The organism is Aquimarina sp. MMG015, from assembly GCF_018100855.1.
GTDB lineage: Bacteria > Bacteroidota > Bacteroidia > Flavobacteriales > Flavobacteriaceae > Aquimarina > Aquimarina latercula.
In genome coordinates this window covers 636,781-660,480 of sequence record NZ_JAGJEB010000001.1, presented here as the reverse complement: position 1 = coordinate 660,480, position 23,700 = coordinate 636,781, and the positions used below count along the sequence as shown (strand labels likewise).

Sequence of the window (23,700 nt, the reverse complement as noted above, 5' to 3'; positions counted from 1 at the left end):
GATATAAAACTACTTTAAATATTCCATAAAAGCATCTCTTGGGATTTCTTTTGCTCCTAAACTTTCTAAATGATCCGTGTGAACCTGACAATCTACCAATTGCACTCCTTTTATCTGTAAAAACTCAATTAACTTAATAAACCCATATTTTGATGCATTACTTACTTTAGAAAACATACTCTCTCCACAAAATATTTTTTTGTCTTCTAACCATATACCATATAAACCACCTACTAATTCGGACCCTTGCCATACTTCTGTAGAAACTGCGTAACCTTCCTGATGAAGTAATGTGTATGCATGTTTCATATCTGATGTTATCCAAGTACCTAATTGATCAGGACGACTTATAGTTGCACAATTACTAATTACTTGGTCAAAGTTTTTATTAAAAGTAACTTCGAAGGAATTCTTTCGAAGTAGTTTTCTCATACTTTTACTAATTTTAAGATCTTCCGGAAAAAGAACCATTCTGGGGTCAGGACTAAACCATAAAATTGGTTGATCATCATCATACCAAGGAAAAATACCATTATAGTATGCGTGTAACAATCTAGGGATAGAAAGATCTCCTCCTACCGCCAATAACCCGTCTTTATTAGTCGCAGATACGGGTGGAAAATCTATGGAATCATTAAGTATATACAAATCTGAATGCTCTAACGTTTCTACAACGTTAAATATCAATTAGTTGTTTGAATTGACCAAAAAAATCGCAATATTTGTTAGAACCTTTTAAGATAAATTTTGTTCATCATTGCTTTTTTGAGTTTTATTAAAAGGTTAACCTAAAACCACAATATGAAAAGTCCGATACTAATGTATCGGACTTTTTACTTTTATACTAGGTACTAGGATAAGCCTAGTGCTAATCTATATGTATTGATTTACCTAAAATGGTAAATCATCATGATCTTCTTCCTTAAGGTTTGTTGCAGGTTCAAACGCATCTGCTGGTGGCATAGGAGCTGAACCAGAAGGAGCAGCTGCCTGTAAGTTTTCTATTCTCCATCCTTGGATTGAGTTAAAATATTTAGTTTCTCCTTGAGGATTCACCCATTCACGACCACGCAAATTGATACTTATTTTTACATCTTGACCTACCTGAAAGCTGTTTAATAAATCACATTTATCCTGAACAAACTCTACCATTATATGTTGCGGATATTGTTCTTCTGTAGTAACCACTATCTCACGCTTTCTGAAACCATTGTTTCCAAAAGTTTGTGTCTCACCGACCATCTTTACTTTACCTTGTACTTCCATCTTTTTAATTATTGTATTGCTGCTAAAATATTCCAGGCAGTATAAATATCATCCATATCTAAATACTGCTGTGCAAATTTATGAATTTCTATTAGGTTAGCATCCTGAATTTTATCCTTAATATCAGTATTGTTATTAACAAAATCTTGAACCTCAACATTTGTAGGTATTCTCTGTACATTACCTAATTTTCCTAAATCATTTCCAGTAAACACAGTACTATTTTTTACATTATCGGGCAAAGCATCTATACCTATACCGATGGTACTTAAAGGTTTTGGAACCTCAAACATACCCATATTGGCTCTTGTGTACCAATTACCACCCATACGAGCAACTTGATCAATTTTATATTGATCAATCTTACCATCATTATCAAGTATCTCTTTTTTAATATGCATTAGTAACACTTCGCAAATAACAAGGTTCCCAGCACCTCCTTCATTCCCCAAAGAAACTATCTCATTCACTTTACACTCAAACTGAACAGGAGCTTCTGCTACTCTAAACGATTTTATCTTTTCGGATGGCAACATCGTTAAACCAGCTTTATCGAACTCATTTACACCTTCAGGATACTCAGTGCTAGACAATGACATTTGCTGAACAATATCATAATTAACAATATTGATAACCACTTCCTTTGAAGCTATGCTATTTTCTAAAGTATGCTTAGTCGAATTATCTCTTACTCTTCTTGCAGGCGAAAAAATAAGAATTGGTGGATTAGCACTAAAAACATTAAAAAAACTAAACGGCGAAAGGTTAGGATTACCATCTTCATCGATAGTACTTGCAAAAGCGATAGGCCTAGGGCCAATTGCTCCAAGCATCATTCCATGTAATTTTCCTGTGGAAACTTCTGAGGGATCTATACGTATCATAAATAAAATCTATTACACAAAGATACTTAAACTTTATAGCTCTAAGGCTTCAATCGATTGGTTTTACTTACCTTAGTTTAGAAACAATAAATTAGTTTTAAAACGTTTATATTTAGAGTTTGGTAACACATTTTTTATGAATTTTTCTGATGAACGTAATCTAGCTAGTTACTTTATAATATTTGCGGTTCTTGTAATTACAGGTCTTGTACTATGGAACACATCTTTATTTCTTCAACGATTAAAAAAGGATGAAAATATTAAAATGCAAGTTTGGGCGCAGTCGTTTAAGGCATTAAGTAGCTCTGGAATAGACGGATCTAGTGATTTAAGTCTAGATGAATATTTAGAATTATCTAACCTTATTAATCGTACCAACACTACTATTCCAACAATAATTACAAATTCTGAAGGTGATTTTATTAAAAGTCCATCAGGAGAAATAAATATCGCAAGTACCACACTTAACCTGCCAGACAATGTTACTGAAGAAGAACTCGTTGATTATTTAGCACGAATGAAATCTGAAAATGAGCCGATAGTATTAGATCTTAAAGGAACGGTGCAATATGTGTATTATGGAAATTCTTCTATTCTTAATAAATTAAAATATTACCCAATAGCAATTGCTTTAATAATCTTTCTATTAATTGGTGTTATTTATTTCTTCTTTACCACCTCTAAAGCTAGCGAACAAAATAAGCTCTGGGCAGGTATGGCTAAAGAAACTGCTCATCAAATTGGAACACCTCTTTCTTCTTTAGTTGGATGGAATGAAATTTTAAAAGTAGAACATGTTAATCCCGAATATATAGTAGAAATAGAAAAAGATATTTCTAGATTAAAAGTTATTACAGAGCGTTTTTCTAAAATTGGATCTATTCCCAAATTAGAAGAAGTAGACATTGTACAAGAAACGAGTGAAGCATATACTTATCTACAATCTCGAAGTTCTAAGTTGATTAATTTTTCAATTAATTTACTTGAAAAACCAATTCCGGTTCATTTAAACTCTCAGTTATATAGCTGGACTATTGAAAATTTAGTTAAAAATGCAATTGATGCCATGCGCGGTAAAGGGGATTTAAATATTGATTTATCAGAGGACTCCAAACGAGTATACATTAGAATTACAGATACGGGAAAGGGAATTCCTAAAAGTAAGTTTACTAAAATATTTGAACCTGGTTATACCTCTAAAACTAGAGGTTGGGGACTTGGTCTTTCGCTAGCTAAAAGAATCATTGAGGATTATCACTCTGGTAAAATTAGAGTTTTAAGATCGGAAATAGGCAAGGGCACTACTTTTCAGATTACATTAAGTAAATCTGATACTGTTAGTATAACATAATTCTCTTATAAACGTTATAAGCTACAAACCTTATAAAGTGAAAACCGAGTATATTGTTTTAAAAGAAACTGTTCTAAATAATAATTGTCCTGAATGTTATTCTACAGAAAGCTTATTACTTTCATTTAAGCAAAAGAAATCATTTTCTAAACTTTTTGTCAAAACTAAGAAAGAAGTTATTGAAAGCATGGATTGCAAAAAATGTGAAACTACTATTTTTCCAGGACGTTGGACAGATGATATCGAAAGAGTATATAATTATCACAAAAAAACCATTAACCTAAAACCATCAGGAATTAAATTTACTGGGTTATTTTACCTAATAGTTACTTTAGTAATTGTTATAGGAGTTGTATTAGGTATATTTCTTCTACGCCCAGAACTTTTTCAAATGTAATATTGTATTACTCATATTGACTCATTATTTCTCGTAATTCATCTGGGATACTAAAAGTCTTATCTATATTAAAATCAAAACAAACGGCTACATCATTACCTATAGCGCATAATACTTCATTATCGTTATAAAGTTCATGATACAATCCAAAACTAGAGTTTTTTATAAACGCTACTCTGGTTTTAATCAATACATTTCCAGGAAAGAAAAGTGGGTTTTTAAAATCACATTTTGTAGAAACAAGCATCGGTCCTTTCTTAGTTTCGGTATGTAATTTGGCCAATCCAGAAACTTCCCAAAACTGAACGCGAGCACTTTGCATATACTTCATGAAATTCACATTATTTACATGCTGATACGTATCCATTTCACTCCAATCAATTCTTAATTGTAGCGACAATTTAAATTCTGAAGTAGTACTCATTTTATAAATTCGATTGAATCTTTTCGGCTAATATTTCAAATTCATCTTTGGTCATGGCTACTTTCGATTGAAAAGTCATCTCTTTCATTTCATTAATCGGTATTAAATGAACGTGAACATGGGGTACTTCTAGACCTACTACTGCAATACCAACTCTCTTACAAACAACAGATTTTTCAATTGCCTTAGCTACTTTTCGAGAAAAACGCATTAATTCGACATAAGTTTCTTCATCGAGATCAAATATTTTGTTTTCTTCTTTTTTAGGAATACATAAGGTATGCCCTTTTGCATTTGGATTTATATCCAAAAAAGCATAAAAATGCTCATCCTCAGCGACTTTATAAGAAGGTATTTCGCCATTAATAATCTTAGTGAACAGGGTAGACATCCGTTAAAACTTTTAGTTGGTTTATTAAAACGGAATATAGGATATTTCTGGCAAAATAAAGGTCATAAAAAAACCTTTCTCATTTTTTTAAGAAAGGTTTTCGTAACTACCTGTAATATTTTACTCTCGTGTAATTTCTACAACATCAAATTTCATAATCCCATTAGGGACTTGAATTTCTGCTACTTCTCCCACACTTTTTCCTAAAAGACCTTTTCCAATAGGCGAATCAACAGATATCTTACCTGTTTTAAGATCAGCCTCACTCTGCGCAACTAACTTATATGTCATTTGTGCGCCATTCGTTTGGTTTTTAATTTTAACTGTAGAGTGTATTAATGCTTTTGAGGTGTCTAATTGAGATTCATCAATTAAACGCGCTCCAGATAATGTTGCTTCTAATTTAGAAATTCTCATCTCTAGTAACCCTTGTGCTTCTTTGGCCGCATCATACTCAGCATTTTCACTTAAATCCCCTTTATCACGAGCTTCTGCAATAGCCTGCGATGCCTTTGGTCTCTCTATATCTTTAAGGTTATTTAATTCGTCTCTTAACTTTTTTAGCCCTTCTGCAGTGTAATAAGATACTTTGCTCATAACTTCATCGTTTATATAAATACAAAAAATCCCACGGCTATGGGACTTTAACTATAAACAAATATAATAAAAAATAATACCGAATCACATTTTTACTTAATTTGGTCATTTAAAAAATTGCACTTGGATTAGTAAAGAATATCTTTCTTTATTATTAATACAACAAAAAATGAAAAAGATAATATTAGTAGTTTTTATTTCAGTATTTATTCTCTCCTGTAGTAACGATGATGGGCGTTCTAATAATCCTAATCTCCCTTCTATTGGTTTTAATCATACGGTAAATTTAGACTTGCCACAATTTAACGAGCTTAAATTTCCTGGAAACTTCGAAGTAATCAGAATTGAAGGAGTAGGGATAAAAGGAGTTATTATTTATAATATAGATAACACTTTATATTCTGCTTTTGAATTGAGTGATCCTAATATCACTCCTAGTAGCTGCTCTGCATTAAGCGTAACAGGGATTAGAGCTGAATCTAATTGTGGAAATGATAATGCTTATGAAATTATTAATGGACAACAATTAGAAGGAGAAGGAGGGTTTCCTCTTTTAAGATATCAAATTAGAAGAGAAGGAAATATTTTAGTCGTTTCTAATTAATAGGTGGACAAACCATCTTTTAGATTAATTAAATGAAGGTCATCCCTATACTCACGGATAATTTCGATCGCTTTTTTACTACGTAAACCAGATTGACAGCAAACTACAATTGATTTTTTATTGTTTAGCTCAGAAGTTTTGGTGGATATCGTATCTAAAGGGATATGAATACCTCCAATATTATAATGCTCAAATTCTTTTTGAGACCTAACATCTAGAATTTGATAGTTTTCTAAATTTTTCTTTAGTTCGGTAGCAGAAATTTCCTTGAAAGTATTTGATTTAATACCACAGAAAAAATCATAGTCGTCAACCAATTGATCTATATAGATATTTTCATTTTTATTAAAGCTTAATATTTGCTGTTGTAAGGTAAGGGCGTCAAAATAGAGTAATTTCCCTTTTAAAACTTCTCCTATACCAACGATTATTTTAATAGTTTCATTTGCTTGAAGGTTTCCTATAATTCCGGGTAATATTCCCAAAACTCCTATATCCGAACAATTTGGAACAGCACCTTCTTCTGGAGGGTTAGGAAATAAGCATCGATATGTAGGACCATTTTCATAATTCAATACAGAAACTTGTCCTTGAAATTTAAATATAGAACCAAATACTAACGGCTTATCAGTAATCACACACGCGTCGTTTACTAAATACCTAGTTGGAAAATTATCACTTCCGTCTACGATAATATCATACTCGGAAAAAAGTTCTAATGCATTATCATTATCCAATTTCTCTTCATATACTTTAAAAAACACAAAAGGATTTAGTTTTGATAATTTTTCTGAAGCTACCTTAGCTTTTGATTTTCCAATATCATCTACCGTATATAAAACTTGTCTTTGAAGATTTGTTTGGTCAACAACGTCGTTATCTATAATCCCAATAGTGCCAACACCGGCAGCAGTAAGATACTGTAAAATAGGGCAGCCCAATCCTCCTGCGCCAATCACTAAAACCTTAGCTGACTTTAATTTTTCTTGGCCTTCTAAACCTATCTCATTTAATAAAATATGACGGCTATATTGTATTTTTTCTTCTTTATCTAGCATTTTACGAACAAACTATAAAGGTATTACAATTTATTTCCAATTATGAGCCCAATCTTTCCAAACTACCTCCAACCCTTTAGATTTTAACATCATTACTACTTCTTCCGTAGAACGTTCGTCAGAAATTTCAAACTGTTCTAGTGATTGAGGTTCTACGGCATAGCCTCCAGGATTTGTCTTAGACTCTGCACTAATAGAAGTAATCCCTAGATTCACAATATTTTCTCGAAAAATTTCACTTTCTCTAGTAGACATAGATAACTCTACATCCTCATCCAATAAACGGAATGCACAGATTAACTGCACTAAATCAGCATCTGTCATTTCAACTTTTGGTTCTAATCCACCACTATGAGGTCTCAACCTGGGAAATGAAATAGAATATTTGGTCTTCCAATACGTCTTCTGTAAATACTGCAGATGTAAAGCAGTAAAAAAACTATCAGCTCTCCAATCTTCTAAACCAAATAAAGCACCTAGACCTATTTTATGAATTCCTGCACGTCCCAATCTATCGGGAGTCTCTAATCGATAATCAAAATTTGATTTTCTTCCTTTCGGATGATGTTTTTTATACTCTCCTTTATGATATGTTTCTTGATATACTAAAACCGCATATAAACCACTATCAATCAACAACTCATAATCTTCTTGATCTAATGGTTGTACTTCTATAGTGATATTAGCAAATTGAGAATGTATTAATTTAATTGCTTTATTAATATAATCTACCCCAACCTTTTTATTCGCTTCTCCAGTAACTAAAAGAATGTGGTCATAGCCTTTGGATTTCAAAAAAGCTACTTCTTTAAGTATTTCCTCATTGGTTAAGGTTCTGCGAGGAATTTTATTAGTCATACTAAAACCACAATATGTGCAAATATTTTGACATTCGTTACTTAGATACATGGGCGCATACATCTGTATCGTATTTCCGAACCGTTTCTTTGTAACCTGATAACTCAATTGTGCCATTTGTTCCAAATATGGTTTAGCAGCTGGAGAAATTAAAGCTTTAAAATCCTCAATAGTCCTATTATTTGCATCTAAAGCTTTCTGAACATCCCGTTCAGTTTTCCTAAGAATATCGGATAAGACGGAGTCCCAATCATATTGGTCAAATATGTGTTTGAAACTAGTCATTCAAAAAACTTGTTAAAGGGCTACTTGCTTCTGCGTGCTTTTTGATTGGAGCCAATTTAGCTTTATATGCCAACCTACCTGCTTCAACCGACATTTTAAAAGCTTTAGCCATCGCTACTGGGTCTTCCGAAACAGCAATAGCTGTATTTACTAAGACTGCATCAGCACCGATTTCCATTGCATGAGCTGCATGAGATGGACTACCTATACCAGCATCTACTATTACAGGAACATTACTCTGATCTATGATTATTTCTAAAAAATCCAATGTCTTTAATCCTTTATTACTTCCTATTGGCGCTCCTAAGGGCATTACACATTGCGTACCTACTTCTTCTAATCGTTTACATAAAACAGGATCTGCATGTATATAAGGCATCACAACAAAACCAAGTCTTACGAGCTCTTCTGCCGCTTTTAATGTTTCAATAGCATCTGGCAATAAATATTTTGGATCCGGATGAATCTCTAATTTAATCCAATTGGTCTCTAGAGCTTCTCTTGCCAACTGAGCAGCAAAAACAGCTTCTTTAGCATCTCTAACTCCAGAAGTATTTGGTAATAAATTAATTCTTGGATGATCTAAATGAGTCAGTATATCATCATCTTCATTTGTAACATCAACTCTCTTAAGTGCCACAGTTATCAACTCACTCTCAGAAACTACTAATGCTTCTCTCATCTGATCCGATGAACTAAATTTCCCTGTTCCGGTAAACAACCTAGACGAAAACTGTTTGTCTGCAATTTTTAATGTATCCATTGTGTTTTTAGCTTTCGGTTATAGCCATTAGCTTTTTTATATTTTTTATTCTTTCTTCTAAATCATCTTGCTTTGTAAGCATTCCTGAGACAGCAATTCCGTTTACTCCAGTATCTAAAATTTGACCTATGTCATTCTGCTCAACACCTCCAATTGCAACTATTGGCGTATTATGATCATCTAATTCTGAAATAATTTTTTGATATCCATCTAACCCCAATACTGGACTTAACTTTTTTTTGGTATCGGTATGTCTAAAAGGTCCTAATCCTATATAATCCACTCCATCTTCCTTATGTTTTATACAATCTTGTAATGTATTAGCGGTACCTCCGATAATAAAATTATCTCCTAAAATAGTTCTCGCCTCTTTAGGATTCATATCTTCTAATCCCAAATGCACACCATCAGCTTGAGAAGCTTTTGCTATGCTTACGTTATCATTAACAATCATAACAGCTGCATATTGATCACAGATTTCTCTACATTTTAAAGCCGTATTTAATACCGTAGCAGGATCCATATCCTTTAAACGTAATTGTACCCATCGAACACCAGCTTCACATGCTTCTCCAATATGTTGTAAATGTTCTTGTGGAGATTTGCCTTGAGAGATATATTGTAGTGTAGTCATTATATTTTAGAATTTATGATACGCCAAAAGCGAGGTGTTAGAACTTAGCACTTTTTCTATGTATCGCTTTCCTCGATAACAGGATTTTAATAACGGAAAACCTTGAGACAGATATGCTGTTATCGCCGATGATAACACACAACCACTTCCATGTTTTTCAGTCATGTTTTTGTTTTTAGGATTTAATACAAAGTAAGTTCCCTGTTTGGTAAATAATTCGTCTTTTCCCAGCATTTCTTCTCGATGGCCTCCTTTTAGCAATACATTCGTTTTATTAGAAATATGTTGTATCGTTTCTTCAATAGTTTTATCAGGATAAAAAGCATTAATTTCACTATAATTTGGAGTCAAAAGATATATTTTATCTAATATCTCTTCGAATTCAGGTGCTACAATTGAAAGCTCATGAAAATCATAAGCCGAACTTGATTTTAAAACTGGATCTAAGACAATTTTCATATTACTATTCTTCTCTAATAGAAAGTCAATAATATCAAGAAGTACTTCCCAATTTTGGATAATCCCGATTTTTACATAATCAATCTTAAATCTTTTCAATAAAACTTCTATCTGATTCTTTATAATTTGTTCTTCGATCCAATGACATGCCTCAAAATCTTTGTCATTCTGAATAGTATTTGCCGTACAAACTGCTATTCCATAACATTTTAAAGCTTCAAAAGTTTTAATGTCTGCTGTTAATCCTGCTCCCGAAGAAGGGTCAAAACCGGCAATTGTAAGTACATTAGGACGATTTTGCATATAGAATCTAAATCGTGTCTTTTAACACTATATTATTTGCTTCCTGTATTTTAGAAAAACTATTTATAGGATCTTCAGTATTCCAAATACCACCTAAAACACCAACTCCTTTAAATCCTAAATCATAGGTTTTTTGTAAAGTAGTTTCATTAATTCCTCCCATTCCGATAATGGTATGATTCAAGTCATTTACATCAAAACCTTTCCCTTCATAACCTGCTTTAGAAATTGATCCAAAAACCGGACTTAATAAAACATATTCGAAATCTGCTTTACATGCTTCAATATCCTCTTTAGAATGAAAAGAACTTGTCACAGAAAACCCTTTATTAGTATAAACTTTAATAGTAACTTCTAATGCATCTTCTAGATCAATACGTGCTTGCTCTTGTAAATGAATCCCTCTTAATTTATATTCTTGAGTAAGCTCGGGAAACTGATGCGTCATTATTCTATTATGATATTTAGCCTCTATTAAATCTAACAAAGATCGATATCCATCAATTGTAAAAGTCGGTTTACGAAGATGTAATATTTCTAAACCAGCTTTAAATAATTGATTAATCTGATTGGCTTCGTTAGGAATTGGTTTTTCTGATGTTAATACTATAATCATCTTTTTGGTGTCAGGTAATTGGACATCAAGCATTGAGTATCATAATTATAGAAACTCAATGCCCGACAACTTATACTTATAGATATACTTCGCTTCCCTTTTCTTTAAACTCCTCTGCTTTCTCCTGCATTCCTTTTTCTAGAGCTTTCTGATCATCAATTTCTTTTTGAGCAGCATAATCACGTACTTCTTGTGAGATTTTCATAGAACAAAATTTTGGACCACACATACTACAAAAATGAGCAATCTTTGCTCCTTCTGCCGGTAATGTCTCATCGTGATATTCTCTTGCTCTTTCTGGATCTAGAGCTAAATTGAATTGATCTTCCCAGCGGAATTCAAATCGAGCTTTACTTAATGCGTCATCCCTATGTTGTGCTCCTGGATGCCCTTTTGCTAAATCAGCAGCGTGAGCCGCTAACTTATAGGTAATCACACCAACGCGAACATCTTCTTTATTAGGCAAACCTAAATGTTCTTTAGGAGTTACATAACATAACATGGCTGTACCATACCAACCGATCATTGCTGCACCGATTCCTGATGTTATATGATCATATCCTGGTGCAATGTCAGTTGTTAAAGGACCTAATGTATAAAAAGGTGCTTCTCCACAAGCTTCTAATTGCTTATCCATATTTTGTTTAATCATATGCATAGGAACGTGCCCTGGTCCTTCTATAAAAGTTTGTACATCGTGTTTCCAGGCAATCTTTGTTAATTCACCTAGCGTTTCTAATTCTGCAAATTGTGCTTCGTCATTAGCATCAGCTATACTCCCTGGACGTAAACCATCTCCTAAAGAGAAGGCTACATCGTAGGATTTCATAATCTCACAAATTTCTTCAAAATGAGTATATAAAAAACTTTCTTTATGATGTGCTAAACACCATTTTGCCATAATAGAACCTCCTCGAGAAACAATTCCTGTAACTCTTTTTGCTGTCATAGGAACATATGCTAAACGTACACCCGCATGTATTGTAAAATAATCCACTCCTTGTTCTGCTTGCTCTATCAAAGTATCTCTAAAAATCTCCCAAGTAAGGTCTTCTGCTTTTCCATTTACCTTTTCTAAAGCTTGATAAATAGGCACTGTACCAATTGGTACTGGAGAATTACGAACGATCCATTCTCGTGTTTCGTGAATATTCTGACCTGTAGAAAGATCCATAATATTATCAGCTCCCCAACGGCAAGCCCAAACCGCTTTTTCTACTTCTTCTTCTATACTAGAAGTTGTAGCAGAGTTACCAATATTGGCATTTATCTTTACCAAAAAATTACGCCCCAAGATCATTGGTTCTGCTTCTGGATGATTTATATTAGAAGGGATTACTGCTCTTCCTCTAGCTACTTCTTCTCTTACAAACTCTGCTGTAATTTTTTTAGGAATACTTGCTCCAAAATCTTGACCTGGATGTTGATTAGCAATTCTGGTAGCTTCTTCAATTTTTTGATTTTCTCGGATAGCAACATATTCCATTTCAGGAGTTATGATTCCTTGCTTAGCATAATACATTTGGGAAACATTCTTTCCTGCTTTTGCTCTCTTAGGCTTTCTTAAATGGTTAAACCTAAGATGATCTAAACTTGCATCATTTAGACGTTGATTACAATATTCTGAAGAAAAATTATCCAATTCTTCTACATCACCACGATCCAAAATCCATTGTTCTCTAATACGCTCAATCCCTTCATGCACATTAATTTCTTTGCTCGGATCGGTATATGGCCCACTGGTATCATATACTACTACTGATTCATTGGGTGTTTTCTTACGAGTCATCGAATCTACGGTATCACTTAACTCTATTTCTCGCATGGCCACTTTAATCTTTGGATGGATATTTCCATTTACGTAGATCTTCTTAGAACTTGGAAAAGGAGTTGTTGTTATTTTCCCCTCCTGTGGTGCAGTATCTTTTTTCTTCATAAAGTAAGTCGTTTTAACTTTTTAGTAAGCCTAGTTAGTATTTTATTTATCCTCCTTGTGTAGCACGAATGATGGTAACATTATCATTTACCTTAACGATGGTATCACTCCAAGTATCTTTGGTTATGATTTGATTATTAATAGCAATAGCAATTCCGTTTTTAGAAAGTGATAGCTCTTCTAATAGAAAATCTATCGAACTATTTTCTGAAATAATTTGCTTTTGATTATTAACGTTTATGGTCATTTATTTAGATTTAAATCCATAAACTTTAGGTAAAACCTGTTCTTTGAGAAGAAAATCATATTCTTATATATCTTATAATATAAGAAATGAGATTAACTTTTCCCTTCGTCAGTACTAACTGCATCAGGTTCAAAGGGTATTTCTCAGACTCCATAATAAGGAGTCACCCCTAAAGTTCATTTGATAAAAATAATAAAACCCAGAAAACTATACTAAGAAATATTAGTTTTCTAGGTTTTTTAACTTAAAATTTTAATGTTGCTCCGAGTAAAAAGTTAATTCCAGCTTGTGGATAGAATCCTGCTCCTTCAACCGTTGTAACTGTTCCTGGATTACTAAAATCATCATCAAAAGTGAAGAAATACCCATTAGACACATATTCTGCATCAAAAATATTATTCACTAAACCTGTTAGCACAATAGATTTAAAAACTGGTATGTTTTTGATCTCATATACTACGTTTAGGTCATTTATAAAGAAGCTATCCAATTTAGAGGTTTCACTATCTATATTACCCATATATTGTTCTCCAACAAATTTAGAAAGAAATCCAAGTTGAAGGTTTTTTACAGGTTGATATATAAACATATTCCCTGCTACTATATTTGGAGAATAAGAAATATTAGTGTTTCCTAAATTTACTAAACTACCATCTCTAGAAGTTACAAAATCTTTATTTTTATTGGTACTAATAGCTATATTAGGCTTTACAATAAATTTGTCCGTAATAGTTATATCGGCATCAATTTCTATCCCTAAACGATAACTCTCTCCACTTGTAGCTCTTATAGGTGCTCCTACATCATCCAATGCTCCGGTAAGTACTAATTGATCTTTATACCACATGTAATATAAATTAGCATTTACTATCGTTCTCTTTTTATTAAACCTCCAACCTAATTCGATATCATTAAGTTTTTCTGCCTTGTTAATTCCATTTTCAAAATCGCTTCTTCTTGGCTCTCGATTCGCTCTTGCATAAGATGCATATAATTGATTAGAAGCATTGATTTGGTATGTAGTTCCCAATTTTGGATTAAAGAAATCATAGTCTTCATCTACTTCTAATGGAACTCGATCGGATGTTAAACCAGTTGTTTTATACCCTACAAAACGCCCTTGTAAATCTACAAATGCGCTCCATTTATTGTTAACTCTATAGGTAGTTTTCCCAAAAATGGTAAACTCATTTTTCTTTCCATTACCGAAATAATAGTTATCCCTGATTTCTGATCCTCCAGCATTTTGTGCCCAAATTACTTCTCCAAAATGATCACCATCATAAAAACTATAAAATGCACCAAAATCAACATCCAAATTATTATTCTTATAATTAGCGGTGGCATTAATTACATAAAAATCATTATCTAACCATCGACGACGAACTAAATCTGTAGTATTGATAGTTTCACCACCGATAACAATAGGAGTAAAGTCATAATCAGCAAAATCTTCATCCTCCTTATACTGCTCAAAAAACCCTCTACCATACGTATAATTAAGTCCCACATTAGTAGACCAATAATTATTATATTTCTGGTTCCAGTGTAATTGATAATGATCTTGTTTATAGTTATCTACTTCGTTATCATAAAAACGTGTATTTCCGTCCTCATCTGTATATTGACCTGCAGGATTAAAAGTACGATCACTTTCTAGAGTTGCTTCATCTATTCCGAACCAAGATTGATATGTAATTTCATGCCCTCCAAAAGCAACTGCCTTAATTAATGTATTTTCATCTACATAAGAACCTTGTAAAAAATATGATTTCAAATCCGATGATGCTCTATCGATATATCCATCAGATGCAATTGCCGATAAACGACCTGCAATTTCTATATGATCCTTGAGCAATCCAGTACTAAACTTAAGATTATGTCTTCTTGTACCAAAAGACCCAAATGAATTAGAAATTTCTGCATTTGCATTTTCGGAAACAGCATCCGTTAGTAGATTTAAACTAGCTCCAAAGGCTCCAGAACCATTGGTAGAAGTTCCAACTCCACGCTGAAGTTGTAAGTTTTCTACAGAAGATGCAAAATCAGGTAGGTTAACCCAAAAGGTACCTTGACTCTCCGCATCATTAAAAGGAATTCCATTTAAAGTAACATTTACTCGGGATGCATCACTACCTCTCACTCTAATATATGTATACCCGACTCCTGCTCCTGCATCCGTGGTAGTTACAACGCCTGGCAAATAGTTAAGTAATATTGGTATATCCTGACCAAGATTACGAGTAGCCAATTCTTCTTTAGAAAGATTAGAATGTGTTATTGGCGAATCTGCATCAACACGAACAGATTTAACTAGAACTTCATCCAGTTTTTCAACTTTATTGGTTATGGAATCTTTTTGCTTTTCCTGAGCTGAGATCTGTAGGCTCAATAAAAAGATGATGAGATAAAACAATATGTTTTTCATTCGTAAAATATTGATACGAATAAAAGGAGTAATTATTCAACGATTAAAATTAGTTTAATATAATTACACTGCATAAAAAGCATAATTATTATTCCCTAAAGTACTATTATCCAAGGACATTAATAACTTCTAGCGTCCCTTGGCAGCATTACCTGCCCAGGTTCATCGGGTATGATCTCAGCTTTGTCTAAAAAAATTCTTTTTTTAAGACATTGCACCCCTTTGAGATTTTGCCGCAAAAGTACTATGTTTAATTGATTTATTGTAACTTTATTAAAGATAAAAACAATGCTTCTGTTTTTTTGAAGTTAGTATAGTATGAAAAATACAAAACGTTCTATTACGTTAAAAATAATTGCTGGTTACACACTGGCAATTGTACTTGCAGTAATTGCTTTTTGGGTGATCTACAGGCAGTTTAGCAATTATTCTGAAATCACTAAAATTAAAAATGATAACAATGAAAAACTTTTCTTAGTTGGCGAAGCCATAACCGGTCTTTACGAGGCAGAAAGTCTAACAAGAAATATCATCCAAACCTCAGATACAGAGAAATTCAAAAATTATAAAACAAAAATTGATTCTATTATAAGTACCATAGATAGAGTTAGTACAATGTCTCTTGACACATTACAATCCAGAAAAATTGACAGCATTAAGGTTTTAATTGACAATAAAAACCAAAACTTTGAGAAACTTATTGCAATATATGAGCAAAGTAAAGAAAAAGGGTTGCAGGAAAATGTAATGGACCAACTAAAGAAGAATGAGAATTTTGGGAATTATACCGATTATGATAAACGCTTTAGAAAATATAGTCCTCAAAAAAAAGAGGCTATCATAGCTTGGTTAGAATATACGAGAAAAGATAATGAAGAGCGTTTAACCAATCAAACTATTGATTCTATTGCCAGATCTATTTATCAGGCACTTTCGGATGCTGAGGAAAAAGAAAGAAGGTACCAAAGACAGATCAAAGCTAGAGAAAATAAACTCTTAAAGAACGATCAAATTATTACTCGACAGCTTCGAGATTTGATGGCTGCTATAGAAGATAATGAGCGAAAGGAATATGTGGCGAAACTAGAACGATCTAATAATATTCTTGATAAAACTGCTCAATTCATTATAATTATTACTGCAATTAGCTTAATAATCGCTATTACTTTTCTCTTTTTGATCACCAAAGATGTATCAAAGAGTCAGAAATATCGAAACGAATTAGAAGCAGAAAAGACCTATAAAGAAACTTTACTAAAAACTAGAGAATCGCTAATAAACACAGTGACTCACGATCTTCGCTCTCCTTTAAATACAGTTATTGGGTATTCCGATTTATTAGAAAAAACAGGGTTAACTAATAAACAAAAACACTATTTAGGACATCTAAAAAAATCCTCTGATTATATTCTTCATTTAGTAAATGATCTCTTGGATCTATCTAAACTTGAGGCTGGTAGAATGGTTATAGAAGAATTACCTTTTTCTCCTAAAAAGTTAATAGAAAATACTATTACCAGTATCATCCCTGTGAACGATACTAAAAACCTAGAGGTTTTTATAAACGTGGATAAAAGTCTAAACAAGCAGTACTTAGGAGATCCATTTAGAATCAAACAAATTCTCACTAACTTATTAAACAACGCCTATAAGTTTACTGATCAAGGTTCAATTACTATAGATGGTAAAATAACTGAAAACGGTCTTGCGGAAAAGGAGCTTGTAATTTCTGTAAAAGATACCGGTATTGGAATTACTAAGGAACAACAGAAATACATTTTCGAAGAATTCTCCCAAGGAGATGACGATACGGAAAAAAAATATGGTGGTTTTGGTTTAGGTCTAGCAATTACCAAAAAAATAATCAAACTACTTAATGGAAAAATCAAGTTAGAGAGTGAAGTTGAAAAAGGAAGTAATTTTATATTTTGTATACCTATTGAACTTGCTAAAACTCAAATTACAGAAGAAGACAATGAATCTGTAGAAATTCAACATTTTACAAACAAAAAGGTCCTTATAGTAGATGATGATCTCAGCCAACTAGATTTAACTAGTGAGGTAGTATCACTAATAGGGTTGTCGTATGATATAGCAGAACATGGAATAGATGCATTGGAGCTTTTAAACAAAAACGAGTACGATCTAATTCTGACCGATATACAAATGCCTAAAATGGATGGTTTTGAACTACTAAAAGAAATTCAGAATAATTCTAAATATAACGATTTACCAATTATTGCGTTATCAGGTAGAACTGCAATTTCTTTATCAGAATATGAAGATGCAGGTTTTTCTGGAAGCCTTCGTAAACCATATGCTCCACAAGCTTTAATAGATTTAATCGCAGGTGTTTTAAAAATTAAAACCATCGATGTAGATCTTGGGTATGAAAATAACACGTCTGATCAAGAAAAAGACGCCAATTACTCATTAAACGATCTAATGCTTTTTGCTCAAGGAGATTCAGAATCTCTATATGCTATTTTAGAAACTTTCTGCAATAGCACAATAGATCACATAACAGAATTAAAATCTGCCATTAGTAATGAAGACTTTGAACAAATTAAAAGATTAGCTCATAAAATGTTACCCATGTTTAAGCAAATAAAAGCAAGGGAAATTGTTCCTATTTTAAACACTTTAGAACATCAAGACGATTACGAGTTCACACCTAATAAAATACTTTCACTTACGGAAGAAGGAATACACAAAATAGAAGATTTAATCAATAAATTAAAAGTCAAAAACTAAAGACTTATATCGTATTGTTTTAACTTATTGTATAGTGTTTTTCTATCGATATCCAACATACGTGCTGCTTTAGCCTTATTGCCATTTGCTTTTTCTAAAGCATCCAAAATCAACTCCTGTTCATTCTGATTTTTAAACAAACCGTACGTTTGTTTAGAATTATGAGAAGCATACGCTATATCACTAGGTAGTATATCCATAGTTATCATCTCATTTTGAGATAGCAAAACTGATCTCTTTACAATATTTTTCAACTCCCTTAAGTTTCCTGGCCAATCGTATTTTTTAAAAGTATCCAATACCTCATCCGCAAAACCTACTACATGCTTATCTAGTTCTACATTAGATTCTTCTAAAAAATAATTCGCAAAAAGCATCAAATCTTCTATTCTATCTTTTAATGGAGGGACTTTTATCGAAAATTCATTTAGTCGATGGTACAGATCTTCTCTAAATTCTCCTTCTTTAACAGCGTTACTAAGATCTTCATTGGTAGCAGCAATAACCCTAATATCTACCTCTATTTCTTTATTACTACCTACTGGCTTGATTTTTCGTTCTTGTAACGCCCGAAGTAGCTGAACTTGCAATTCATAACTAAGATTACCTATTTCATCTAAAAACAGAGTACCTCCGTTAGCAGCTTCAAAATGTCCTACTTTGTCATTTACTGCCCCTGTAAAAGATCCTTTAATATGACCAAAAAATTCACTTGAAGCTATTTCTTTCGGAATTGCACCACAATCTACAGGAACAAAAGGTTTATCCGATCTTTTACTAGCTTTATGGATACTACTTGCCACATATTCTTTTCCTGTACCACTATCCCCTATAACTAGCACAGACATACGCGTAGGTGCTACCAATGCAACGTATTCATTTAATTTTTTAGAAGCATCACTAATTCCCTTTACAAAAGAATTATTATTAGCAATAACTACATCGTTCTTCTTAGAATCTTTATTTCTATTTGGTTCTAGCTCCTTAGTATCAGCTTTTAAAGCATTTTCTATAATCTGAAGTATCTTATCTGGATTAAATGGCTTAGAAACATAGTCAAAAGCACCTTGCTTAATAGCACTAACTGCCATATTAATTTCTGCATAACCCGTCATAATTACAACTTGAGTCTTTGGGTTTTTCGCTCTAATATCTTCTAATAAGGTAATTCCATCTCTATCCGGCAACCTTACATCAGTGAGTACAACATCAAATGTATGCTCTTGAATTTGCAAAACTGCTTCGCTACCAGAAAATGAAGTAGATACATCATATCCTTTTTTCTGCAAAAAAGTTTTAAGCATTGTACAAAAAGCAACATCATCTTCAACAATCAGTAATTTGGACATATTGACATCATTTAATTCTAAATGTATTACATAAAATTAAACATTAAAAACATTTAATAATTCTCTACATCAAAGAAACGTAAAAAATAAAAAAGAGACCCTTGGGATTGGGTCTCTTTTTAGCACTAAACAACTTTATATCGTCTTTTGGTTGCAAAACGATATCCTTTTCTACCCCTAGATTTAAGATTTGTCGTCTGGCTTTATCCATTCGCCATTAGCGCTAGCAAATACAACTTTAGTGTAGTTATCTTTACCTTTAAGAATAATTTTATAAGTATTATCCTTTGAAATGTAGGCTTTGTGTATACGTAAGTTTTCAAAATCTCTTGCAGCAGCATCTTGAATTGACATTGGTAATTCTACAATTTCGATCTCTGCATACTCCTGTACTTCATATTCATAATCCATAAATTCCCATCCGTCATTTTCAGCCAACTCATCTTGAGCTATCACTCCTTGTGCTGATATAATGCTAACTACTATCGCGATGATCATTTGTAAATTTTTCATTTTTATAATTATTGTAAAAACTGGTCTTACGGTATTATAAATAGGAATAATTGTTCCAAAAAATAAATAGCAAAAGAAAATGATTTAAAATACTATATTACAGGTGTTTAAGTATTTTCTGCGAAAATAAAAAACTGTAGAAATTTGTAAAATCCACACAAAAGTGTAGAAATTTTACACACTTTTAATACGATTATTATTACAACAGTGGTTTTCTACGATTAGACTTTTTTAAAGCTTGTCTTTTTTTGCTTTCTAATCGTTTTTTAATAGAAGATTTAGTGGGTTTAGACCGTTTTCTTGGTTTAGGAGCAAGCAAGCTTGCTTTTAAAATATCCAAACATCTACTAATTACAAGTTCTTTATTTCTATGTTGACTTCTAGTATCCCCACAATTTAAAATGAGCTCACCAGATTTGGTAATTCTTGAAGTCAACTTTTGAGTAATTCTTAATTTTTCTTCATCAGTCAACCCTTTAGAATCCAAAATATTAAAAACAAGCTCAACTTTAGAAGACACCTTATTAACATGCTGGCCTCCTGCGCCAGAACTTCTAACCGCTTTAAATTTTAATTCATTAATTATGATAGCAGTGTTCACGAGAAAAGTTTTACTTGATGTGCTGACTTTAATAAATCATTTACGGTTTTAACAGGATTAAAAGTAGTTAGCGGAACTTCTACAAAAACACTAATCCAATTTGCCATAGCTCCATTCCACAAACCTGGTAACTCTAATGCTTTTAAAACCTTACCATTAAGTGATTTTGTCGTTATGAATCCAGCATCTGGGTCTACAAAATTCAATAAATTAAATTTATTCCCTTTATAATCGCGAACGCCACAAACTAAATCTACTGGATTAAAATGAGTAGCACTTTTTAAAATATCCTGCTGTCTATTGTCCTCGGAGTTTATCTGAGGTGTTTCGATAATTTGTAAAACCAGTCTTCCATTTTCTTTTTTAATCCAAAAAGGCCCTCCACCAGGTTCTCCTTCGTTAATTACCATACCACAAACTCTAATAGGCCTATCTAATGATTCTTTTAAAAATTGAAGTTTATAATTTTCTGAAAACTTATCAAAATCCAAAGGCAATCTCACATTAAGCTGTTCCACCAAAAACTTCTTGATATCCTTTAATTCCGCTTCTGTAGGAGCTTCTTTATCAATTGCATTTAATATTCTAAACGCTTCATCCTGAATCTCAATTAACTTACCAGCCAATACCTTTTTATACCCAGACACTTCGTCTTGATATTTCCTAACCACGACATTATCAATATTTTTAATATATATAATATCAGAATCTAAATCATTCAGATTTTCAATTAAAGCTCCATGTCCTCCTGGTCTAAACAACAACGAGCCATCTTCTTTTCTAAATGGTTCATTATTTTCATCTACTGCAATCGTATCTGTTTCTGATTTTTGAAAAGAATATGTAATTATAAAATTTGTATCAGTCTCTGCTTCTACTTTTTTCTTAATTCTCTCGAATTCATCTTTAAAAGCGTCTAAATGTTCTTTAGAAATGGTAAAATGTAATTTAGAATCACCATTCATATTTTTATTATATCCAGCAGCTTCAAACAAATGTTCCTCAAAAGAAGTCGATATGCTATTCGTATATTTATGAAATGGCAACAACCCTTTTGGATATACCCCAAAATTCAATCCTTTTTCCTTCAACATCATTTCCACAAAAATATGAAGCTGTCGCCCTTCTGAGAGTGATGCAAAATTAGGGTAAGCACTTTTCACTTTTTGCATAACGATATCATAGAAAGGAAACTTCTCTAGTCCTATTAAAAAAAGCCGAATTGCATTAGCTTTCTCATGATTGGTATATGAATTTAAACTTTCTTTTTGATACTCATAATTATCTAAAAACTTGAACAATTCCTTAAACATTCTCGTTGCGGCTCCAGAAGCAGGAACAAATTTGGTTGTATCTAGATTAGCAGATCTTGACTCATATAATTTAGTTAACTCAGATTGATAGTGCTCAGAAAATTTTAAAATTCCATTATCTAAACTAGCTGCGCTTCTTAAGGCTACAAAAGGAATTTCGTTCTTAAATGTCTCTATCTGAGATAATACTTTTTCTACAGTTAATTCTTTTGATCTTATTAGTTTAATATCCTTATCCGTAATATTCACTTTGCTTCTTTTATTAATTGGTCAATGATAACTTTTGCTTTCTTAAAACGAGTATCTGGATCTCCTTTTAATGTAACATAATTACAATTATTTTCTTCTAAAGATTCTTTGAAATTCAAAAACATCTCTTCTCTCTGATCCGGCTTATCCCTTAAATCATCCGGAACCCAAGGAGTGTCAATATAAGTTAAAAGATACAAATCATATGTGTTTTCTAGCGAAAATTTCTCTATAACTTCTGGGACCAATCCATCATAATAAGCCTCAGAATAGACTTTAATCTCCAAAAGATTTGTGTCACAAAAGATTATTGGATCATCTTTTTTAATCATTTGATTTTCTAACTTCATTTGTCCCGTAGCAATGGGAATCAAATCTTCATAGACACAAACTTCTTTAAGTCTATTCCATTTATCTTGAAGATATATTCTCATATATTCTGGCACCCAAGAAACATTATAATGATTTGCCAATTGTCTGGATAAAGTAGTTTTACCCGTTGATTCAGGGCCAAATAATACAATTCTTATACAGTCACTGGGTTCTTGTCTAAGCTTTTCTTCCATGCTAAATATCCTTGAATTGCCATAAATGTAAATATCACATACTGAAAACTGGTAAAAGTAAACCCTTTATAAAAGTACAAAGGAATAGAAATAATATCTCCTATAATCCAAAAAATCCAATTCTCTATTTTTCTTCTTGCCATCAACCACATCCCAACAAAAAATATTGCTGTTGTCAATGTGTCTACATATGCGGTCCAATCATTCCATTTATCAAATGTTCTATAAACAACAAATACAAAAATTAAAGTACCAATAAAAATTAAAAATTCTATTTTCTTTTCTGTAGAAGTTGCTCTAGAAATGGGAGTTGTATTTGTTTCATCTATTTTCTTTGTCCATATATACCAACCATATATACTCATCACAAAATAATATGCATTGATCATCATATCACCCAATAACGACCATTTTAAAAGTAAATATACATAAATAGAAGTACTGATTAATCCGGTAGGATATACCCATATTTTATTAAACCAAGCAAAAAAAACACTTGCTATCCCGAATAATACTGCAATAACTTCTAAAGAAATATCTAGTGTAGAATATTCCGAATATTGTCCGAAAAGGAAATCAAAAATTTGGCTCATAGTCACTTCTATTACTTTTCACCATTTTCATATAAACCAAAACATGCTCCATATCCCCAAAGGCTTTCCTAATTTCTTTAGTTAAAAACGGCATTACCTCATCATAACCTCCATATACCTGAGTACTCAAAGGATTTTCTAATACTATAAATTTTGAATCTCTAAGTCTTTTTATAAACTTAATAATGTGTTCTTCAAAATCATTTTGTAAAGGGGTAAGTGTTAACTCTATTGATATCTGCATCTTGTCAAATTTTCAAA

At 32.3% G+C, this 23,700-nt stretch carries 26 protein-coding genes and 1 riboswitch; of the genes, 4 read left to right on the top strand and 22 right to left on the bottom strand.

The window, feature by feature from the left end; genetic code table 11:
* Positions 1-9 precede the first annotated feature (9 nt).
* From aat to J8L88_RS02880, 3 genes are all read right to left on the bottom strand, one after another.
* Positions 10-648 (bottom strand): leucyl/phenylalanyl-tRNA--protein transferase, encoded by a 639-nt coding sequence (gene aat / locus J8L88_RS02890; RefSeq protein ID WP_027394833.1) that lies wholly within the window; start codon positions 646-648, stop codon positions 10-12.
* 243 nt (positions 649-891) lie between these two features.
* The gene (locus tag J8L88_RS02885) at positions 892-1,266 is read right to left on the bottom strand and encodes a DUF3127 domain-containing protein (RefSeq protein WP_027394832.1); all 375 of its coding nucleotides are present in this window, start codon (positions 1,264-1,266) and stop codon (positions 892-894) included.
* 8 nt (positions 1,267-1,274) lie between these two features.
* Complete coding sequence (locus J8L88_RS02880) at positions 1,275-2,150, bottom strand: flavin reductase family protein (protein ID WP_118387920.1); 876 nt, start codon at positions 2,148-2,150, stop codon at positions 1,275-1,277.
* Between the two features lie 136 nt (positions 2,151-2,286).
* Here J8L88_RS02880 and J8L88_RS02875 point away from each other — a divergent pair, with 136 nt between their 5' ends.
* Positions 2,287-3,501, top strand: coding sequence for a HAMP domain-containing sensor histidine kinase (locus tag J8L88_RS02875; RefSeq protein ID WP_027394830.1), 1,215 nt, complete (start codon positions 2,287-2,289; stop codon positions 3,499-3,501).
* 37 nt (positions 3,502-3,538) lie between these two features.
* Positions 3,539-3,898: a hypothetical protein gene (locus J8L88_RS02870; RefSeq protein WP_027394829.1), complete on the top strand. Its 360-nt coding sequence runs from the start codon at positions 3,539-3,541 to the stop codon at positions 3,896-3,898.
* A gap of 7 nt (positions 3,899-3,905) precedes the next feature.
* Here J8L88_RS02870 and J8L88_RS02865 read toward each other — a convergent pair whose 3' ends face one another.
* From J8L88_RS02865 to greA, 3 genes are all read right to left on the bottom strand, one after another.
* Positions 3,906-4,322 carry a thioesterase family protein gene (locus J8L88_RS02865; RefSeq protein ID WP_027394828.1) on the bottom strand — a complete coding sequence of 139 codons (417 nt, stop codon included), beginning with the start codon at positions 4,320-4,322 and terminating at the stop codon, positions 3,906-3,908.
* Position 4,323: 1 nt separating this feature from the next.
* On the bottom strand, positions 4,324-4,713 hold the full coding sequence (locus J8L88_RS02860) for an HIT family protein (protein WP_211059891.1): 390 nt from the start codon (positions 4,711-4,713) through the stop codon (positions 4,324-4,326).
* A 120-nt stretch (positions 4,714-4,833) separates the two neighbouring features.
* Complete coding sequence (greA, locus tag J8L88_RS02855) at positions 4,834-5,310, bottom strand: transcription elongation factor GreA (protein WP_027394826.1); 477 nt, start codon at positions 5,308-5,310, stop codon at positions 4,834-4,836.
* A 169-nt stretch (positions 5,311-5,479) separates the two neighbouring features.
* Here greA and J8L88_RS02850 point away from each other — a divergent pair, with 169 nt between their 5' ends.
* Positions 5,480-5,914, top strand: a complete 435-nt coding sequence (locus J8L88_RS02850; RefSeq protein WP_027394825.1) for a hypothetical protein — start codon at positions 5,480-5,482, stop codon at positions 5,912-5,914.
* On the opposite strand, the gene moeB is transcribed toward J8L88_RS02850, so the two are convergent.
* The 9 genes from moeB to J8L88_RS02805 all read right to left on the bottom strand — a co-directional run bounded on the left by moeB (position 5,911) and on the right by J8L88_RS02805 (position 15,501).
* A complete protein-coding gene (moeB, locus tag J8L88_RS02845; protein WP_027394824.1) occupies positions 5,911-6,972 on the bottom strand; it encodes a molybdopterin-synthase adenylyltransferase MoeB in 1,062 nt (353 codons plus the stop codon). The two genes, J8L88_RS02850 and moeB, sit on opposite strands and share 4 nt — an antisense overlap.
* A gap of 30 nt (positions 6,973-7,002) precedes the next feature.
* The gene (gene thiH / locus J8L88_RS02840) at positions 7,003-8,115 is read right to left on the bottom strand and encodes a 2-iminoacetate synthase ThiH (RefSeq protein WP_027394823.1); all 1,113 of its coding nucleotides are present in this window, start codon (positions 8,113-8,115) and stop codon (positions 7,003-7,005) included.
* Positions 8,108-8,878 carry a thiazole synthase gene (locus J8L88_RS02835; protein ID WP_027394822.1) on the bottom strand — a complete coding sequence of 257 codons (771 nt, stop codon included), beginning with the start codon at positions 8,876-8,878 and terminating at the stop codon, positions 8,108-8,110. Before J8L88_RS02835 ends, thiH begins: the two co-directional genes overlap by 8 nt.
* 7 nt (positions 8,879-8,885) lie before the next feature.
* Positions 8,886-9,512, bottom strand: coding sequence for a thiamine phosphate synthase (locus J8L88_RS02830; RefSeq protein WP_211059890.1), 627 nt, complete (start codon positions 9,510-9,512; stop codon positions 8,886-8,888).
* Between the two features lie 6 nt (positions 9,513-9,518).
* Positions 9,519-10,274: a hydroxymethylpyrimidine/phosphomethylpyrimidine kinase gene (locus J8L88_RS02825; protein ID WP_027394820.1), complete on the bottom strand. Its 756-nt coding sequence runs from the start codon at positions 10,272-10,274 to the stop codon at positions 9,519-9,521.
* 7 nt (positions 10,275-10,281) lie between these two features.
* On the bottom strand, positions 10,282-10,890 hold the full coding sequence (locus J8L88_RS02820) for a thiamine phosphate synthase (RefSeq protein WP_118387932.1): 609 nt from the start codon (positions 10,888-10,890) through the stop codon (positions 10,282-10,284).
* Positions 10,891-10,966: 76 nt separating this feature from the next.
* Positions 10,967-12,826, bottom strand: a complete 1,860-nt coding sequence (gene thiC / locus J8L88_RS02815; protein WP_211059889.1) for a phosphomethylpyrimidine synthase ThiC — start codon at positions 12,824-12,826, stop codon at positions 10,967-10,969.
* Between the two features lie 46 nt (positions 12,827-12,872).
* Positions 12,873-13,073: a sulfur carrier protein ThiS gene (gene thiS / locus J8L88_RS02810; RefSeq protein WP_027394817.1), complete on the bottom strand. Its 201-nt coding sequence runs from the start codon at positions 13,071-13,073 to the stop codon at positions 12,873-12,875.
* An 83-nt stretch (positions 13,074-13,156) separates the two neighbouring features.
* Positions 13,157-13,254, bottom strand: a riboswitch (TPP riboswitch).
* A 63-nt stretch (positions 13,255-13,317) separates the two neighbouring features.
* Positions 13,318-15,501: a TonB-dependent receptor gene (locus J8L88_RS02805; RefSeq protein WP_211059888.1), complete on the bottom strand. Its 2,184-nt coding sequence runs from the start codon at positions 15,499-15,501 to the stop codon at positions 13,318-13,320.
* A gap of 318 nt (positions 15,502-15,819) precedes the next feature.
* Between J8L88_RS02805 and J8L88_RS02800 the strand changes: the two genes are divergently transcribed.
* Positions 15,820-18,255 (top strand): hybrid sensor histidine kinase/response regulator, encoded by a 2,436-nt coding sequence (locus J8L88_RS02800; protein WP_108804855.1) that lies wholly within the window; start codon positions 15,820-15,822, stop codon positions 18,253-18,255.
* Here the strand turns inward: J8L88_RS02800 and J8L88_RS02795 are convergent.
* The 7 genes from J8L88_RS02795 to J8L88_RS02765 form a co-directional block, all read right to left on the bottom strand.
* Complete coding sequence (locus J8L88_RS02795) at positions 18,252-19,604, bottom strand: sigma-54 dependent transcriptional regulator (RefSeq protein WP_211059887.1); 1,353 nt, start codon at positions 19,602-19,604, stop codon at positions 18,252-18,254. The genes J8L88_RS02800 and J8L88_RS02795 overlap by 4 nt on opposite strands.
* A 183-nt stretch (positions 19,605-19,787) precedes the next feature.
* Positions 19,788-20,117, bottom strand: a complete 330-nt coding sequence (locus J8L88_RS02790) for a hypothetical protein (RefSeq protein ID WP_027394813.1) — start codon at positions 20,115-20,117, stop codon at positions 19,788-19,790.
* 199 nt (positions 20,118-20,316) lie between these two features.
* Positions 20,317-20,718, bottom strand: coding sequence for an alternative ribosome rescue aminoacyl-tRNA hydrolase ArfB (arfB, locus tag J8L88_RS02785; protein WP_027394812.1), 402 nt, complete (start codon positions 20,716-20,718; stop codon positions 20,317-20,319).
* Positions 20,715-22,280, bottom strand: coding sequence for a DUF4301 family protein (locus tag J8L88_RS02780; protein ID WP_027394811.1), 1,566 nt, complete (start codon positions 22,278-22,280; stop codon positions 20,715-20,717). Before J8L88_RS02780 ends, arfB begins: the two co-directional genes overlap by 4 nt.
* Positions 22,277-22,846 carry an AAA family ATPase gene (locus J8L88_RS02775; RefSeq protein WP_027394810.1) on the bottom strand — a complete coding sequence of 190 codons (570 nt, stop codon included), beginning with the start codon at positions 22,844-22,846 and terminating at the stop codon, positions 22,277-22,279. The genes J8L88_RS02780 and J8L88_RS02775 overlap by 4 nt, the downstream gene beginning before the upstream one ends.
* A complete protein-coding gene (pnuC, locus tag J8L88_RS02770; RefSeq protein ID WP_118387940.1) occupies positions 22,807-23,439 on the bottom strand; it encodes a nicotinamide riboside transporter PnuC in 633 nt (210 codons plus the stop codon). The genes J8L88_RS02775 and pnuC overlap by 40 nt, the downstream gene beginning before the upstream one ends.
* Entirely contained in the window at positions 23,423-23,683 is a 261-nt protein-coding gene (locus tag J8L88_RS02765; RefSeq protein WP_027394808.1) for a hypothetical protein, read from the bottom strand. The genes pnuC and J8L88_RS02765 overlap by 17 nt, the downstream gene beginning before the upstream one ends.
* Positions 23,684-23,700 lie beyond the last annotated feature (17 nt).

Coding starts and splice junctions, on each gene's coding strand:
- thiC (WP_211059889.1), bottom strand. CDS start 12,826: ATGAAGAAAAAAGATACTGCACCACAGGAGGGGAAAATAACAACAACT.
- J8L88_RS02885 (WP_027394832.1), bottom strand. CDS start 1,266: ATGGAAGTACAAGGTAAAGTAAAGATGGTCGGTGAGACACAAACTTTT.
- J8L88_RS02830 (WP_211059890.1), bottom strand. CDS start 9,512: ATGACTACACTACAATATATCTCTCAAGGCAAATCTCCACAAGAACAT.
- J8L88_RS02790 (WP_027394813.1), bottom strand. CDS start 20,117: ATGAAAAATTTACAAATGATCATCGCGATAGTAGTTAGCATTATATCA.
- J8L88_RS02795 (WP_211059887.1), bottom strand. CDS start 19,604: ATGTCCAAATTACTGATTGTTGAAGATGATGTTGCTTTTTGTACAATG.
- J8L88_RS02800 (WP_108804855.1), top strand. CDS start 15,820: ATGAAAAATACAAAACGTTCTATTACGTTAAAAATAATTGCTGGTTAC.
- J8L88_RS02880 (WP_118387920.1), bottom strand. CDS start 2,150: ATGATACGTATAGATCCCTCAGAAGTTTCCACAGGAAAATTACATGGA.
- moeB (WP_027394824.1), bottom strand. CDS start 6,972: ATGCTAGATAAAGAAGAAAAAATACAATATAGCCGTCATATTTTATTA.
- J8L88_RS02860 (WP_211059891.1), bottom strand. CDS start 4,713: ATGTCTACCCTGTTCACTAAGATTATTAATGGCGAAATACCTTCTTAT.
- thiS (WP_027394817.1), bottom strand. CDS start 13,073: ATGACCATAAACGTTAATAATCAAAAGCAAATTATTTCAGAAAATAGT.
- J8L88_RS02805 (WP_211059888.1), bottom strand. CDS start 15,501: ATGAAAAACATATTGTTTTATCTCATCATCTTTTTATTGAGCCTACAG.
- J8L88_RS02850 (WP_027394825.1), top strand. CDS start 5,480: ATGAAAAAGATAATATTAGTAGTTTTTATTTCAGTATTTATTCTCTCC.
- J8L88_RS02865 (WP_027394828.1), bottom strand. CDS start 4,322: ATGAGTACTACTTCAGAATTTAAATTGTCGCTACAATTAAGAATTGAT.
- J8L88_RS02775 (WP_027394810.1), bottom strand. CDS start 22,846: ATGGAAGAAAAGCTTAGACAAGAACCCAGTGACTGTATAAGAATTGTA.
- J8L88_RS02820 (WP_118387932.1), bottom strand. CDS start 10,890: ATGATTATAGTATTAACATCAGAAAAACCAATTCCTAACGAAGCCAAT.
- J8L88_RS02875 (WP_027394830.1), top strand. CDS start 2,287: ATGAATTTTTCTGATGAACGTAATCTAGCTAGTTACTTTATAATATTT.
- J8L88_RS02765 (WP_027394808.1), bottom strand. CDS start 23,683: ATGCAGATATCAATAGAGTTAACACTTACCCCTTTACAAAATGATTTT.
- J8L88_RS02835 (WP_027394822.1), bottom strand. CDS start 8,878: ATGGATACATTAAAAATTGCAGACAAACAGTTTTCGTCTAGGTTGTTT.
- greA (WP_027394826.1), bottom strand. CDS start 5,310: ATGAGCAAAGTATCTTATTACACTGCAGAAGGGCTAAAAAAGTTAAGA.
- thiH (WP_027394823.1), bottom strand. CDS start 8,115: ATGACTAGTTTCAAACACATATTTGACCAATATGATTGGGACTCCGTC.
- J8L88_RS02825 (WP_027394820.1), bottom strand. CDS start 10,274: ATGCAAAATCGTCCTAATGTACTTACAATTGCCGGTTTTGACCCTTCT.
- pnuC (WP_118387940.1), bottom strand. CDS start 23,439: ATGAGCCAAATTTTTGATTTCCTTTTCGGACAATATTCGGAATATTCT.